This is a genomic window from Rhizobium sp. CCGE531 (assembly GCF_003627795.1).
Classification (GTDB): Bacteria; Pseudomonadota; Alphaproteobacteria; order Rhizobiales; family Rhizobiaceae; genus Rhizobium.
The window spans coordinates 301,298-314,729 of sequence record NZ_CP032686.1; the positions used below are offsets into that span (position 1 = coordinate 301,298).

The window sequence follows — 13,432 nt, forward strand, 5'->3', positions numbered from 1 at the left end:
ATTCGCGCCCGTTCGGCGGGCATCCGAGATGCCTGGAGGCCCTGAATGTCATGAAGCACCTTGACCAAGCCATACAGATCGCGCTCGAAGCGCATGAGGGGCAGACCGATAAGACGGGGCGCCCCTTCTTCGAACACTGCCAGCGGATCGCGCTTCTCGTTTCCGGCGAGGAGGCCCGCACGGTCGCCTATCTTCACGATGTCGCCGAGAAGGGAAGGGGGTGGACGCTCGATCGATTGAGAGAAGAGGGGTTTCCTCCAAGGATCGTCTCCGCCGTCGACGCGCTGACGCGGCGATCGGACGAGCCGGACGACGAATTCGTCTTGCGGGCGGCGTCGAATGCACTGGCGCTGCCGGTGAAGAAGGCCGATCTGGAGGATAATCTGTGGCAAAGCGAGCAAATCGGCAAAAGCGGCGAGAAATATCAGCGTGGTTTGCAGATCTTGCTGATGATTGCTGGGAAAATCTAACGCTGCGGTCCGCCGCCGATCCTCATTTCAGCTGTTTAATTCAGGCGATCACAGATGAAATCCGTGTCTTCCGGCAAGGAGGGATGATGCCTTGCGACGGTGGCTTTGCTCGGCAGACTGCTTGAGGGAATCGGCGATCTTCTTGGCGCTTCGCTGTTTGAAGACGTCTTTGCCGAGATCGCTTGCGTGACGGGTGCCGTTCTGCGGCATTCGCATAGCAATCGGCGTCCGTGATCCTTAGCGGCCTCATTGAATCCGCTGAAGTAACAGCCGCTGCCAAAAAATTGATGGCTATCCGGAACATCCGCGCGGTGTCGCGGTTCGGCATATCTGGATGGGCAAGCCAAAGGTATTCGGCTCGTGGTGAGCGGAGGTGGGCTGTGCCGATATACGATTTGAAGGATTGCGATCGATGAACCAGTCTTTACAAGAAGAAGCCGTGCGCTTGCGCGCCTATCAAATATGGCAGGACGAAGGGCAACCGGAGGGTCAGGAACTTATCCATTGGCGCCGGGCAACCCAAGAGATCCTTGCCGAAGACGGGCGACAGCCAATGGAGATGGATGAGACGGAGGCCGTGACGCAGGCGCCGCCGCCGCCGCAAGCACCGCCGGTTCTTTCGTCCGAGCAGAAGTAGCGCCGGCGCCCTCAGACGTCCCCACGGGCATCGGTGTCTTGTCCCTCCGAGAGTGGGCAAAAGACGGCAGACCTAATGTCGAGTATAACCGACCTCAACGCCGGCGGCCCCCCGCCGCTTTCCATGGCTGTTGATTAAGAAAAGGGAGAGTACAATGATCCGGAAATCTCTACGAAATCAGACCTATCCGTTGACTCCGACCGAACTCAAGCTTTGCCAGCGCGCCTTCGACGCCTTCCTTGTCGAGCGGAGTGCTGCGCGGGACAGCGAAGAAGCAGAAGTAGCGGCAGCGCTGATCATCGAGCTATATCAAAAGGGCATCCGGGATGAGAAGCAGCTCTTGCTTCTGGCGAAGGCCGCTGACGGACGAGCCTGATTTTCCGCTCGCATCATGACTTGGCCTCATACGCGTGGCGGTGGAGCATAGTGTATGGGATCACGGTCCGGCGGATCGTAAAGGCCGCGCTTCTCGTCAAATTGCTCCCAGCCGCTTTGAGCGTAGAATGCCCGGCGCGCCGCAATATTGATCCGCGGCACGCGATCCAGAATTTCATTTGCAAGCGGAACTTGCGCCTGTCCGATGCGGCCGATGACCAGCGTACCGCCTCGGCGTACGCTTTCGGCATAAACATTGGCATCGTCGTCCGAGATGCCCGAGCCGGTCAATGTTCCCATGACACCTCCCGTCGCGCCGCCGAGGACGGCGCCACCCGCCGTGCCTACCAGCATTGCGACAAGCCAGCCTGCGGCGACAACGGGACCTACACCGGGAACCGCGACGATGCCCAGGCCAGCCAGAAGGCCGCCCGCCGCGCCCGCTACGGCTCCGATGCCGGTGCCCATGGTCGCATCCGTTACCGTTTGGGTTTGCCCTTCGTCGATCCTGCGACCATCAAGCGTGCGAGAGATGATGGAAATGTCCTTGGACGCAATTCCGGCATCTTCCAGCAGCTCGACGGCAAGCTTTGCCTCGCAATATTCATCGAAAAGTCCGGCGATCATCGGCATGAACGGCTCCTTTCGTTGGCTGAAGCGATCGTCTGCAAATTTAACTATTTGAAAGACCACATGTTCCGCACTCACGCCTACTATTGAAGGCTCATCGAGTTCCCGAAGGTCATCCTTCCCATCTGACGAGGCCTGTCGGAATCCGCGAGGCGGCCGCTCAATTTGCTTCCAGCCAGCGCAGCACCGCCAGTTCGTCCTCTTCCATCCATTTGAGGATGGCAGCTCTTCTTCGCACGCGCATCTTGACGATCTCGCCGAGGCGGCCGTTCTCGAAATCCTCGAATACGCGGGGATGGATATAGGATCCGCGACAGACGGCGCGCGTGTTGACCAATTTCGCCGCGACGCCGTCGATGACATTATTGATCTGTCTTGCTCTTCCTCTTGCGGTGTCCGCCGGCTCGAGCGCTGAAAGCGCCGTTGCCGCCATGCGCGTGGCGCCCCATATGCGAAATTGACGCGAGCTGAAATCGCAGCTCATTGCTTCGCGAATATAGGCATTGACGTCCTGCGAGCGGATCGGATGGATCAGCCCGTTTTCGTCCGCATATTGAAACAAGTGCTGGCCGGGCAGCTCCTGAAGCATGCGAATGGCGCGGATGATCCGCCTGTCCGTGACGTTGAGGCGCCATTCCTTGCCGGACTTACCCTTGAAGCGGAACCGCAGGCGTGATCCGATCGCTTTTACATGGCGACCGCGCAGTGTTGTCAGGCCATAGGAGCCATTTTCAAGAGCATAAGCCTCGTTGCCGATACGAATAAAGAGATTGTCCATCAGCGAGACCACGGTTGCGAGCCCCTTCGCCAGACCGGGTTTGCGTCGCCGGAGATCGGCATCGACGCGCTTGCGAATGGCAGGCAACGCTCGTCCAAACTCGGCCAGTTGCGCAAATTTCTCGCTCTCGCGCATGGCGATCCAGCGGGGATGGTAACGGTATTGCTTGCGCCCCCTTGCATCGCGGCCGACCGCCTGCAGATGGCTGTTCGGATCCGGCGATATGATCACATCCGTATAGGCGGGGGGAATTGCCAGGGCAGATAGCCGATCGAGCTCTCTCGCGTCGGTTATTCTTTGTCCATGTCGATCATAGTAGGTAAAGCCTGCGCCGCTTCTTTTGCGGGTTATGCCTGTCTCAAGGCCTGCCAGATAGACGATCTCTTCGTTTGCCGAGGCGGACCGATTGTCGATCTGCCTGCCCGATGGCCTGGCTCGCGCACGATCGACTGAATCTTCTGCGAGACTACCCTCCGCCGTCGATGCATCGCCGTTCTCATCGGGTATGATGGCCTCTGTTTTCACCCACGCACCGCCGTCAATCGTCGCCCTTCTGTTTCAGGGCATCGGAGACCCGGCGCTTGCGCGGGTGATCGATATTCTCGCCGCCATCCTGGGCTGGACGATATCCGGCCGGCTTTGACCCGGCCGGCCCTTCCCATCGCGGTGATTGCTCCGCGGTCCCGGGTGCGCTGTCGCGTGGCTGTTGATGTTTCACTGCGCTCTCCCTTTGAACGTTCGATATGTCAGATCGTCGTGACGTCTCGTTTTCGCCAGTGAAACCGTTGGCACGCTGCATTGTTCCTTGCGGCCCGGCCAAGGGCCAGGGCTGTTGGGTGATCTCACCAGGGAGCGTTCTGGCGAGGGGTGGAACTTTCAATCCCAGTTTTCGTTTGTCCTTATTGTGCTTCAGACCGCTTTGCGCTTTCCGGCGCGGCGTGTGCTGCTGCAGGTTTTGGCAAGAACAACGATAGGAGGACGCTATGAGTAGCAGACCACCACCGGTTCCCGAAGAAAACCGAAGCCATAAGGGCGTTGGCGATCACGCCAGACCGTCCGTATCCGACCGTCGCAAGCCTGATATGTCGGTCGATCCCGACAAGAAGGGCGAGCAGGGAAACAGCAGGATCAACACCAGCCACCAAGGTCATCAACAGGATCGATAGGAGGTGCCAATGTCCACCTCGACCAAGACGCCGGCCAGCATCCGCCAGGGCGGTCCCGGCGCATCGCATAAAAATGCCAAGGCGCCGCTGAATACTCCGAAGCCGCCCGCAGAGCCAGACCGGCGCGACCGCAGCAAGGTTTCCGGCGGCGGCGGAGAACGTGATCGTCATCACGGCCACGATCCGACGCGGAAAGGCGGCAAGTAGGACAGGCGTTCAAGCAATTCCAGGAAAAGTGCACAGCAGTTTTCCATCGGGAATTGCAGGCTCGTCTTTCCGGATGGCGGCTTGCAATTTCAGCAATCATCGATCCTCCGGCTCTCTATCGGAGACGGACGATCGATAGGGTCAAGAAGCACCAGCTTGTCCGCTTCTGCTAGACGCCGGTTTGCGAGTGTCTGCCGCCTGGCCTGGAAATGTTTGAAAGCGCTGATCCGGCCGCTCCGCCGCTGGCCTTCACAGCAATGTCCGCCAAAGACAGAATGCCGACCAGGCGTTTGTCACGGCTGACCACGGGAAGGCGGCGAAGTTGCTGGTCGCCGAGATTTTGCATGACGTGATCAATCTCTTCGTCCTCGAAGCAGTATTTGATATCAGAGCTCATCACATCGGCAATCTTCGCGTCCGGTCCCTTGCCTCGGGCAATGGCGCGGATGGCGATATCTCGATCCGTAATGACGCCGACAAGGCGGTCATTATCGCCGATCGGGACCACGCCGGCGTCGATATCCGCCATGATCAAGGCGGCATCCCGGATCGATTGGTCGGGACGGGCAATGCGCACGTCGCGTGTCATAGCTTCACTGACTTGCATGATGGACCTCCATTTGGCACTTGCTCCCACGTGCACGCCGAACAAGCGCGGGATGTAAATGTTCCCGGCCTGATCGGATGCACGGAAAATTTGAGCGACCCTAACGCGAGAGACCTCGAATAGCCCTCTGCTTCCCCGTTTGGAGCGGACGACGCAGCCGCTACTTGTCTTTGCCAGCCAAGCTCTTAAGTGAATCCATAGCGTATCCAATGGAGGTTCCGGTGTTCAAACATCTGGTTTTGCTTACCCTTGCGCTCATCCCGACAGCGGCATTCGCGCAATCGACCGATCTCGAGGCAACCTGCAAAACGGTGGCCAAGAATTTTTTCCTGTCCGATGGGCTCTCGATCGGCGCGATCCAATCCTTTCCCGAACTGAAGCCGCCCGGTGTGCGCATGGCTTATTCCACCCGGCAGGGAACGGCGCCCTCGGAGATGAGCGACACGTTCGAATGCGAGTTCGACAGGGCGGACAAGCCTCATAACCTTGCCAAGTTCTGCGTATCGACCACCTGTTACGCGGCTAATGACCAGGATGCCGACCGGAAACGACGGTTCGAGGAAATGCGCATTCTTTTGCAGAGAGCCGAAAAGTAAGCGGCATCTTGCAGCGCCCGGTTCACGTCGCGATCGCTGTCGAGCCATACCGTCCATTCGCCCTGACCCGGCGCAAACGCGGCTTAAAGCCTGCCCTCGCAAAACTGTGGGCGGTTCTGCGATAAAGAGCGGGTAGGTTGCAGGCGAGTGCGGCAACCCATTCGGGTAGGTACGTCTAACTTACGCTTGATGCTAATATTCTAAATGTCGGCCCGGACGCCACCCGCGAGCCGAAAAGTGCAGCGTCCGGCGGCAATCAATATGCCCCATTCATTGTCGTCGGACGCACACCAGCTTGAAAGAGCGGCTCGCTCAATAAGGCCCCGGGAGGCGCCGAAATACCCATGCTGAATGCTTGCTGTATCAGTTGTTCGTCAAAAATGGACGTAGGAGCCGGATAGGGATCTGCCTAATGTCCCAGGCCATGAAGGCAGAGTGATCGCGATGTGACAGTGAACCGTCGGCGAGCGTCGATTGGAGGAAGGCGGCCTCATGGCCCCTGTGCTGATAGGGCAAATTCACCTTCAACGATGCAACCGTTCGCGAAACTATACGAGCGATAGTGTTTGGAGAAAGCACAATGGAGCGTTTTCGCAGTGTAACGAGTGGCTGTCTGTCGCCGGAGCAGACCGATACACTTCATAAAGTGCTGGCTAGCATCACCAATCAACCATGGTTCGACAAGAGTGAACGCTCTTGCGAAATCTTAGCCGAGCGGCTGACGATTTTGATCAAGATGGGAATAGAAAACGCTGCTCACCTTCAAACTATCGGCGTTTCCTGGGCGGTGAACGACTTTATTCGCAACGGCGCAAAAACGGATCGGGCGAATCCGAGGAATAATGCGCTCGGGATCGAGCGGCTTTCGATTCCAGCGCCGCGCGTCTTTTAGGACGCGTCAAGGACGCTGTAACGCTTTGAAATGCTGCAGAAGCCTCCGCCGGTGGCGGAAGCTTCAAGGTGCTCGGAAAGACGGGCGCTGTTCGAAACGTCCTGATCGCGGCTCACTTTCGCACGACTTGCCTAGTGCTGGCCGATGAGATTCCTGCATGCGCGGATCGTCAAAGCCATGACGGTGAGGGTCGTACCGGCGATACCGCTGCCGGGGAATGCGCTGGCGTCCGTGACGATGACGTTGGATACGTCCCAAAGCTGGTTATAGGGGTTGAGCACGGAATTACTGGGGTCATCTCCCATCCGCGCGCCGCCCGTCTCGTGAATTGCCGCGCCCATGCACATGGTCTTGCGGAACCATTTGCGGAACATGAAGCGGCTGAAGGGATCGGCGTCGGGGAAGGCGCCCCGTCCCATTTCCCTGAGGCCGGTGGGGGAGCCGATGAACTCCAGATCTCCGCCGACGCCACGCACCATGTCGATCAGTACCTCTTCCTGCTGACGGAGAAGCGCCTGTTCCTCTTCGCCCATGACGCAGCGGATGTGGGGAACGGGAATCCCCCAGGCATCCTTTCGCCGTGCGTTGAGGCTTATGCGATTATCCGCATAGGGCAGCATGCGGCCGAAGCCGAAGAATGCCAGCCGTGCCGGCTCGTCATCGGGCGTGGGTGCCCGGCCGATGCTCCCCTGGTAGTCGAAATCGCCTCGCTCTGCGTCGCCGGTTCCGAAACGCGGCACGAAGATGCCGCCCGAGGGGTTATAGAACGCATCGACAGGCGCGGAATCGTCCAGCGACCATCCCTTCGCCTTGGCGAAGGAGCCGAAGGCAAGGCAGGGCAGCTGATCCATGAAATAGCGCCCGAGCGCACCCGAGCTGTTGCCAAGGCCTTCGGGATGGCGCGGGGATGCCGAGTTCAGAAGCAGCCGCACGCTTTCGATCGGCGATGCCGAGAGCACGACGAGGGCGGCGCGTGCGGTCTCGACCTTGCCAGTGACACGATCGATGAACTCGGCACCCGTTGCACGGACGCCTTGATCATCGGTCACGATGCGGCGGACGATGGCATCGTGGCGGATGGTCAGCCGGCCGGTCGCAAGCGCCTCCCTCAAGGGCTTCGGCGTACGGTCGGCATCGGGTGCGATATAGCGCCAGGACACGACATGCCGTTGCGGCCAGAGACCCTCAACCTCGTTCTTGAAGACCTCTTCGGCCGGCGTCAGTTTCGCCGGACGAGCGTAGATGCCGTCCGGCAGCGTTTCCACCCCGTCGGGATTGCCGTAGAGCCCGAGAGAGGTTTCGACCTCGTCGTAGTAAGGCACGAGATCGTCGTAGCCGACCGGCCAATCCACGCCCTTGCCGGTGCGAGACCGGATCTTGAAGTCGTCGTCGGTCCAGCGCAGCAGCACGCGGCCGAAGCTGTGCAGGCGGCCGCCGCCCTGCCGGCCGCGAATCCAGAGGAAAGGCGCGTCCTTAGGGGTCGTGTAGGGATTTTTCCGGTCGTTGACGAAGAAATGGCTGAAGCGTTCGGTAAAGAAGGCAGCGCGCGCCTGTATCGGCTGCCCCTTTATGGTAGCGCGTGCGCGCTCCCAGATGTTGATGCTGCTGGCCGGCAGCTTCTTGCGCGACGGATCGAAATCCCCCTGGCTTACCGCCGGACCAGCTTCGAGCAAAAGCACGGAAAGCCCTTGAGCGGTCAATTCCCTGGCGGCAAAGGAGCCGGCGGCGCCGGAGCCAATGACCAGCGCGTCATAAACAGTCTGAGACATAGATATATTCCGTATATTTCAGAGACGGACGCCGTCGGCGTCAAAGAGGGAGGCCTTGGCGATATCGATGCCGGGCGAGATTGCTGCGCCGGGCTGAAGCACCGCGTCGCCCATGATGCGATAGGAGAGGCTTTGCCCGGCCCAATCGAACCAGACAACGGTGTCGGCGCCCATCGGCTCGACCACGGAGACGATGCCGGCGATGGTCGGCAGGGCTCCCGCTCCTCCGTCCGGAGCAATATGTTCCGGACGGATACCGAGTGTCACGGGACCCGCCTTGACGGACGCCAGAAATGGATAATTGGTGAGATCGATGGTCAAGCTGCCGCTCTCGAAGACCAGGGCAGCAGCGTTGATCGCGATCTCACCCTTGATGAAGTTCATCGCCGGTGCGCCGATGAAGCCCGCAACGAAGAGATTGGCGGGGCGGTGATAGATCTCAGAAGGGCTCCCAAGCTGCTGGATCACGCCGTCCCTCATGATGGCGATGCGGTCCGCAAGGGTCAGCGCCTCGATCTGGTCGTGCGTCACATAGATCATCGTATTGCCGAGGCTCTGGTGCAGCTTCTTGATCTCGACGCGCAGTTCGTTGCGAAGCTTGGCGTCGAGATTGGAGAGCGGCTCGTCGAACAGGAAGACATCCACCTCGCGGACCAGCGCCCGGCCGATCGCAACGCGCTGGCGCTGGCCGCCAGAGAGTTCCGAGGGGCGGCGATCGAGCAGATTTTCCAGATGCAGCAGAGATGCGGTGCGGGCGATGCGCGCCTCGATCTCCGGCTTGGGCAGGCCGGCGACGCGCAGGCCGAAGGAGAGGTTCCTGCGCACCGTCATACGAGGGTAAAGCGCATAGGACTGGAAAACCATGCCGATCCCGCGGTCCTTCGGTTCCTCCCAGGTCACGTTCTTGTCCGATATCCAGATCTCGCCATCGCGAATGTCCTGCAATCCGGCGATCGCGTTCAGGAGCGTCGATTTCCCACAGCCGGATGGGCCGAGAAGCACCAGAAATTCGCGCGGAGCGATGTCGATGGAGAGCTTCTCGATGACGCTGTGGTCACCATAGGCGATCTTGAGGTCTTTGACCGATACGGCAGGCTGCATGGCATTACCCTTTGACGGCGCCGGCTGCAACACCGCGCAGGAACCAGCGGCCGGAGAAGAAATAGATGGCGAGCGGAACGACGGCGGTCAGGATGGTGGCGGCCATGTTCACATTGTAGGCGCGTTCGCCCATGGTGGTGTTGACGATGTTGTTGAGCTGGACAGTCATCGGCAGGTTGTCGCGCCCGGCAAAGACGAGGCCGATCAGGAAGTCGTTCCAGATTCCGGTGAACTGGAAGATGGAGGCGACGACCACCATCGGCACCGACATCGGCAACATGATCTCGAGAAAAATGCACCAGAAGCCGGCGCCGTCGACGCGGGCAGCCTTGCAGAGCTCTTCGGGGATGGCGACGAAATAGTTGCGGAACAGCAGCGTGACCAGCGGCAGGCCGAAGATGACGTGCACGAGGACGACGCCGGCCACCGAATTATAAAGGCTTAGATTGGCGAGCAGCCGCACCAGGGGGTAGAGGAAGATCTGATAGGGGATCAGGCCGCCGGCCATCAACAGCCCGAACAGGAGGTTCGAGCCCTTCGGCCGCCAGAGCGATAGTGCGTAACCGTTGATCGCCCCGATGAAGACGGAAATGACGACGGCGGGCACGGTGATCTTGACCGAATTCCAGAAGCCGACCCGCACGCCGAGGCACTGCGTGCCCATGCAGGCTCCCGACCAGGCGGTCTTCCACGCATCGAAATCGATGGTGGCGGGCAGGGCGAAGATATGGCCCTGGCGGATTTCCTCCATAGACTTCAGCGAGGTCACGAGCATGGTGTAGAGAGGCAGCAGGAAGAACAGCGCCGACAGGATCAGGAAGGCGTAGAGCCCGATCTGGCCGCCACTGAGCCTGGACGGCTTGGGACCACGAGGATGGGGGTGGGTTGTCATCAATGCGCTCCCCTCCTTCTGGCGCGTATGGCCAGCGCATAGCGGAACGGGGCGACGGCCATGACGACGGAGAGCACCAGCACGGTTGCACCGGCGCTGGCGAGCCCGAGGTTCTGGCGTTCGAATAGATTGTCCATGATGAATTTCGCAGGCACTTCGGTCGAGTAGCCGGGGCCGCCGCCGGTCTGCGCCACGATCAGATCGTAGGTCTTGATCACGCCCATGGAGAGCAGCATGCCCGAAGCGGCAAGCGCCGGCCCGAGTTGCGGCAGGATGATTGAAAGATAGATGCGCCAGACCGGTATGCCGTCGATCTGGGCGGCTTTCCATTGCTCCTCGCCGATGCCGCGCATGCCTGACAGTGCGATGACCATGACGAGACCGGCGCCTTGCCAGACGCCGGCGAAGACCACCGTATAGATCGCCATGTCGCGATTGACGATCCAATCGAAGACGAAGCCCTGCCAGCCGAGCGCCCGCACGGTTGCCTGGATGCCGAGGGTCGGGTTCAGCATCCATTGCCAGATGAGCCCCGTGACCACGAAGGACATGGCATAGGGATAGAGGAATATCGTGCGGAACGCGCTTTCGAAGCGAACCTTGCGATCAAGGGCCGCCGCCAGTACGAAGCCAAGGGCGAGGCATCCCGCGACATAGAGCACGCCGAAGATCAGCACATTCTCCAATGATGCGAGCCAGCGCGAATTTTTAAACAGCCTGGCATATTGGGCAAAGCCGACATAGTTCGACGACGGGAAGATCGTCGAATCCGTGAAGGACAGCCGGACCGACCAGACCATGGTGCCGATATAGACGAAAATTGCGGCGATCCATGTCGGCAGGAGTGCAAAGGTCGCAGCCAGGGAACGTCTGCGCTTGGCTTGCATGAGCAAACCCTCTCAAAAGAACGGAATGAGCCGATCGACGATCACACCGTCGACCGGCCGAAACAAAGGCGCTATTCGAAGATCCCGAAAAACTTCTCGGCACCGGAGGCGCTGCCTTCCGATGGGTTGCTCCAGAACTCGTCGACGAAGTCGTTGAGCGCGCCCGCCTGCTGCGGCGATAGGATCAGCGCCTGATCCGGAACGATCTTGCCGGCGCTCATCAGCTCCAGGCCCTTCTGCGCGCAAACATCGAGTTTCGACTTGTCGACGTCGGTGCGCATCGGCACCGAGCCCTTCTTGAGCGAGAATTCGACCTGCACGGTCGGATCCATGGCGACTTCGGCCAGCAGCGCCTGTCCCTTTTGCGATGCCGCATCGGCGATCTTCGGGAAGGAGAAGGCGTCGGCGACATAGACCATGCCGGGGGATTGGGGAGCGAGCATGCAGCCGTAGTCCTTGCCAAGCTGCTTGCCCGCCGCAACGAATTCGCCCTTGGCCCAGTCGCCCATGAATTGTACGCCCGCCTTGCCGGTGATGACCATCGCGGTGGCATCGTTCCAGTTCCGCCCGGGCGCGCCCTCATCGACATAGCCGCGCAGCTTGCCGAGAATATCGAGCGTCTTCTTCACGCCCTCGACGGATGCATCACCCTTATCCTTGTCGCCATAGATCTTGAGGAAGCCGTCGATACCGACCTGCGTCAGCAGGATCATGTTGAAGACCTTGGATTCCTGCCAGGATTGGCCGCCCCAGGCAACCGGCTGCACGCCGGCGGCCTTAAGCTTGTCGAGTGCCGCGAAGAATTCGTCCCAGCTCTTGGGCTCCTCGTTCACGCCGGCCTTGGCAAAGGCATCCGTGGAATAGAAGACCCAGCTCTCGCCATGGGCACCGGTGGGCGAGAGATAGACCTGGCCATTATAGGTGATGAGGTCATGGATCGATTTCGGCAGCACATCCGCCCATTTGCCGGCCTTGGCGATATCGTCGATCGGGTTCATGAGCCCCTGACTGACGAAATCCGTATTGGCAAGGCCGATCACCGCTTGCTTGGCGGCCGGCGGATCGCCGGCGACCAGCCGGTTCTGGAAGGCGGCATCGGCGGCACCGAAGCCGGCAATGGACGAATCCTTCCAGACGCCGCCGCGCTTTTCGAACTCCTGCTTGATGACATCGAGGGCGGCTGCCTCGCCGCCTGATGTCCAGGAGGTCATGACTTCGGCCTTTGCCTTGTCCTCGGCATCGGCAGGCGCGGAGGCCGCCGCAAGTGCTGCCCCCAACATGAGCAATTTCATCGTATTCTTCATTGTTCCACCTCTTCAAGAAGGCCCTCTTTGCGGGGCCATTGGTTTTCAGGTCATGAAATCAGCGATAGATTGGCAGCAATGCCTGCCGCACGAGCGTCAGGCCGTTGGCGATGTCGCCGACCGGATCGGGCGCGGCATCCAGCTCGAGAATGGCCCAGCCTTCGAAACCGCGGTCCCGCAGCAGCCTGATCCAGCCCGGCCAGTCGACACGGCCGAGGCCGAAGCCGCAGAAATAGGGACGGTGACGATCGTGGATATGCTCGTCGATCGGCGTGTCGGCGGGCATCGGCCCGAGCGCATCCTTCCAATGGGCGATGATGACCCGCTCGTGATGGCGTTCGACGACCTGGAGTGGGTCGGAACCGGCAACGATGATATGGGCCGTGTCGGGGCACATGTGGACATAGGCCGGATCCGTCAGCAGCATCATGAGATCGACATCGCGCGAGGCTGCAAAGATCGAATGCGCTTCCGTGTGCAGGGCAAGCCGCACGCCCTTTGTGTAGAGGATTGCGCCAAGGCGGTTGAGAAAATCGGCAATCTTGCGGGCCTGCGCGAAATCGAAGAAGCGCACGGGCTCGGAACCCGGCGTCTGGCGCAGCGGCGCGCCGATGACCATGATATCGCTGCCGCAAGCCTTCAAAAACGCGGCATATTTCTCCGCCTTTTCGATGATGGCTGCCTGCGCCGACGCTTCGGTGAAATCGCCAGCTGCCTCGAGTTCGGCAAAGAAGCCGCTTGCCAGTGTCAGGCCGCGCCTGGAAAGCTCGGTCGCGAAGGCTTCGACCGAACCGTAGGTTTTCGTCGCATCCTGCCAGTTGAAAGGAGAAAAGGTCAGCTCGACACCGGTGACGCCGGATGCCTCAACGGCATCGAGGATCTTGTCCCAGAAGGCGCGGGGTTCGCTACGAGAAAGGGCGATGATGCCGTCGTAATCCTCGACGCCCCAGAAGTCGGGATGGAAAAAGGTGACGAGATCCACGCCAAAGCGAAGCCGTTCGGTCGAGCTCATGATGCAGTCCGTTCTCAAGGATAGGGACAATCGCTTGCGGAACGCAGTCCGCAGCGAATAATCCATAATGATTTCATTGCGCTATCATTTGGCAATCGTTTGCCATATC

17 protein-coding genes and 1 pseudogene are annotated in these 13,432 nt (G+C 60.1%); 7 read left to right on the forward strand and 11 right to left on the reverse strand.

Annotation, left to right across the window (positions count from 1 at the left end; translation table 11 throughout):
- Positions 1 to 50: 50 nt before the first annotated feature.
- A complete protein-coding gene (locus CCGE531_RS27730) occupies positions 51 to 470 on the forward strand; it encodes an HD domain-containing protein (RefSeq protein WP_120670584.1) in 420 nt (139 codons plus the stop codon).
- Positions 471 to 554: 84 nt separating this feature from the next.
- Here the strand turns inward: CCGE531_RS27730 and CCGE531_RS27735 are convergent.
- Positions 555 to 686: pseudogene (locus CCGE531_RS27735) on the reverse strand (DUF3175 domain-containing protein); the annotation flags it as partial.
- Between the two features lie 196 nt (positions 687 to 882).
- On the opposite strand from CCGE531_RS27735, the gene CCGE531_RS27740 reads away from it, so the two are divergent.
- Positions 883 to 1,107, forward strand: coding sequence for a DUF2934 domain-containing protein (locus CCGE531_RS27740; RefSeq protein WP_120669875.1), 225 nt, complete (start codon positions 883 to 885; stop codon positions 1,105 to 1,107).
- Positions 1,108 to 1,261: 154 nt separating this feature from the next.
- A complete protein-coding gene (locus tag CCGE531_RS27745; RefSeq protein WP_120669877.1) occupies positions 1,262 to 1,483 on the forward strand; it encodes a hypothetical protein in 222 nt (73 codons plus the stop codon).
- Positions 1,484 to 1,509: 26 nt separating this feature from the next.
- Here CCGE531_RS27745 and CCGE531_RS27750 read toward each other — a convergent pair whose 3' ends face one another.
- From CCGE531_RS27750 to CCGE531_RS27760, 3 genes are all read right to left on the reverse strand, one after another.
- Positions 1,510 to 2,115 (reverse strand): hypothetical protein, encoded by a 606-nt coding sequence (locus CCGE531_RS27750; RefSeq protein WP_245459487.1) that lies wholly within the window; start codon positions 2,113 to 2,115, stop codon positions 1,510 to 1,512.
- A gap of 157 nt (positions 2,116 to 2,272) precedes the next feature.
- A complete protein-coding gene (locus tag CCGE531_RS27755) occupies positions 2,273 to 3,271 on the reverse strand; it encodes a DNA topoisomerase IB (protein WP_120670586.1) in 999 nt (332 codons plus the stop codon).
- 157 nt (positions 3,272 to 3,428) lie between these two features.
- Complete coding sequence (locus tag CCGE531_RS27760; protein ID WP_120669878.1) at positions 3,429 to 3,608, reverse strand: hypothetical protein; 180 nt, start codon at positions 3,606 to 3,608, stop codon at positions 3,429 to 3,431.
- A gap of 265 nt (positions 3,609 to 3,873) precedes the next feature.
- Here CCGE531_RS27760 and CCGE531_RS27765 point away from each other — a divergent pair, with 265 nt between their 5' ends.
- On the forward strand, positions 3,874 to 4,056 hold the full coding sequence (locus tag CCGE531_RS27765; protein ID WP_120669879.1) for a hypothetical protein: 183 nt from the start codon (positions 3,874 to 3,876) through the stop codon (positions 4,054 to 4,056).
- Between the two features lie 9 nt (positions 4,057 to 4,065).
- Positions 4,066 to 4,263 carry a hypothetical protein gene (locus CCGE531_RS27770; RefSeq protein WP_120669880.1) on the forward strand — a complete coding sequence of 66 codons (198 nt, stop codon included), beginning with the start codon at positions 4,066 to 4,068 and terminating at the stop codon, positions 4,261 to 4,263.
- Between the two features lie 169 nt (positions 4,264 to 4,432).
- On the opposite strand, the gene CCGE531_RS27775 is transcribed toward CCGE531_RS27770, so the two are convergent.
- Complete coding sequence (locus tag CCGE531_RS27775; protein WP_120669881.1) at positions 4,433 to 4,870, reverse strand: CBS domain-containing protein; 438 nt, start codon at positions 4,868 to 4,870, stop codon at positions 4,433 to 4,435.
- Between the two features lie 221 nt (positions 4,871 to 5,091).
- Here CCGE531_RS27775 and CCGE531_RS27780 point away from each other — a divergent pair, with 221 nt between their 5' ends.
- A complete protein-coding gene (locus CCGE531_RS27780) occupies positions 5,092 to 5,466 on the forward strand; it encodes a hypothetical protein (RefSeq protein WP_120670588.1) in 375 nt (124 codons plus the stop codon).
- Between the two features lie 580 nt (positions 5,467 to 6,046).
- Positions 6,047 to 6,358: a hypothetical protein gene (locus CCGE531_RS27785; RefSeq protein WP_120669882.1), complete on the forward strand. Its 312-nt coding sequence runs from the start codon at positions 6,047 to 6,049 to the stop codon at positions 6,356 to 6,358.
- 131 nt (positions 6,359 to 6,489) lie between these two features.
- Here the strand turns inward: CCGE531_RS27785 and CCGE531_RS27790 are convergent, their stop codons facing one another.
- The 6 genes from CCGE531_RS27790 to CCGE531_RS27815 all read right to left on the reverse strand — a co-directional run bounded on the left by CCGE531_RS27790 (position 6,490) and on the right by CCGE531_RS27815 (position 13,323).
- Complete coding sequence (locus tag CCGE531_RS27790) at positions 6,490 to 8,127, reverse strand: GMC family oxidoreductase (RefSeq protein WP_120669883.1); 1,638 nt, start codon at positions 8,125 to 8,127, stop codon at positions 6,490 to 6,492.
- Between the two features lie 18 nt (positions 8,128 to 8,145).
- The gene (locus CCGE531_RS27795) at positions 8,146 to 9,228 is read right to left on the reverse strand and encodes an ATP-binding cassette domain-containing protein (RefSeq protein ID WP_120669884.1); all 1,083 of its coding nucleotides are present in this window, start codon (positions 9,226 to 9,228) and stop codon (positions 8,146 to 8,148) included.
- Positions 9,229 to 9,232: 4 nt separating this feature from the next.
- A complete protein-coding gene (locus CCGE531_RS27800; protein ID WP_120669885.1) occupies positions 9,233 to 10,120 on the reverse strand; it encodes a carbohydrate ABC transporter permease in 888 nt (295 codons plus the stop codon).
- The gene (locus CCGE531_RS27805; protein WP_120669886.1) at positions 10,120 to 11,007 is read right to left on the reverse strand and encodes a sugar ABC transporter permease; all 888 of its coding nucleotides are present in this window, start codon (positions 11,005 to 11,007) and stop codon (positions 10,120 to 10,122) included. Before CCGE531_RS27805 ends, CCGE531_RS27800 begins: the two co-directional genes overlap by 1 nt.
- Positions 11,008 to 11,078: 71 nt before the next feature.
- Complete coding sequence (locus CCGE531_RS27810; protein ID WP_120669887.1) at positions 11,079 to 12,311, reverse strand: ABC transporter substrate-binding protein; 1,233 nt, start codon at positions 12,309 to 12,311, stop codon at positions 11,079 to 11,081.
- A 58-nt stretch (positions 12,312 to 12,369) separates the two neighbouring features.
- Entirely contained in the window at positions 12,370 to 13,323 is a 954-nt protein-coding gene (locus tag CCGE531_RS27815; protein ID WP_120670590.1) for a sugar phosphate isomerase/epimerase, read from the reverse strand.
- Between the last annotated feature and the right edge of the window lie 109 nt (positions 13,324 to 13,432).

What these genes read in the sequence shown, in the direction of transcription:
- CCGE531_RS27730 (WP_120670584.1), top strand. Translation starts at nt 51, where the DNA reads ATGAAGCACCTTGACCAAGCCATACAGATCGCGCTCGAAGCGCATGAG.
- CCGE531_RS27740 (WP_120669875.1), top strand. Translation starts at nt 883, where the DNA reads ATGAACCAGTCTTTACAAGAAGAAGCCGTGCGCTTGCGCGCCTATCAA.
- CCGE531_RS27745 (WP_120669877.1), top strand. Translation starts at nt 1,262, where the DNA reads ATGATCCGGAAATCTCTACGAAATCAGACCTATCCGTTGACTCCGACC.
- CCGE531_RS27750 (WP_245459487.1), bottom strand. Translation starts at nt 2,115, where the DNA reads ATGCCGATGATCGCCGGACTTTTCGATGAATATTGCGAGGCAAAGCTT.
- CCGE531_RS27765 (WP_120669879.1), top strand. Translation starts at nt 3,874, where the DNA reads ATGAGTAGCAGACCACCACCGGTTCCCGAAGAAAACCGAAGCCATAAG.
- CCGE531_RS27770 (WP_120669880.1), top strand. Translation starts at nt 4,066, where the DNA reads ATGTCCACCTCGACCAAGACGCCGGCCAGCATCCGCCAGGGCGGTCCC.
- CCGE531_RS27775 (WP_120669881.1), bottom strand. Translation starts at nt 4,870, where the DNA reads ATGCAAGTCAGTGAAGCTATGACACGCGACGTGCGCATTGCCCGTCCC.
- CCGE531_RS27785 (WP_120669882.1), top strand. Translation starts at nt 6,047, where the DNA reads ATGGAGCGTTTTCGCAGTGTAACGAGTGGCTGTCTGTCGCCGGAGCAG.
- CCGE531_RS27790 (WP_120669883.1), bottom strand. Translation starts at nt 8,127, where the DNA reads ATGTCTCAGACTGTTTATGACGCGCTGGTCATTGGCTCCGGCGCCGCC.
- CCGE531_RS27795 (WP_120669884.1), bottom strand. Translation starts at nt 9,228, where the DNA reads ATGCAGCCTGCCGTATCGGTCAAAGACCTCAAGATCGCCTATGGTGAC.
- CCGE531_RS27800 (WP_120669885.1), bottom strand. Translation starts at nt 10,120, where the DNA reads ATGACAACCCACCCCCATCCTCGTGGTCCCAAGCCGTCCAGGCTCAGT.
- CCGE531_RS27805 (WP_120669886.1), bottom strand. Translation starts at nt 11,007, where the DNA reads ATGCAAGCCAAGCGCAGACGTTCCCTGGCTGCGACCTTTGCACTCCTG.
- CCGE531_RS27810 (WP_120669887.1), bottom strand. Translation starts at nt 12,311, where the DNA reads ATGAAGAATACGATGAAATTGCTCATGTTGGGGGCAGCACTTGCGGCG.
- CCGE531_RS27815 (WP_120670590.1), bottom strand. Translation starts at nt 13,323, where the DNA reads ATGAGCTCGACCGAACGGCTTCGCTTTGGCGTGGATCTCGTCACCTTT.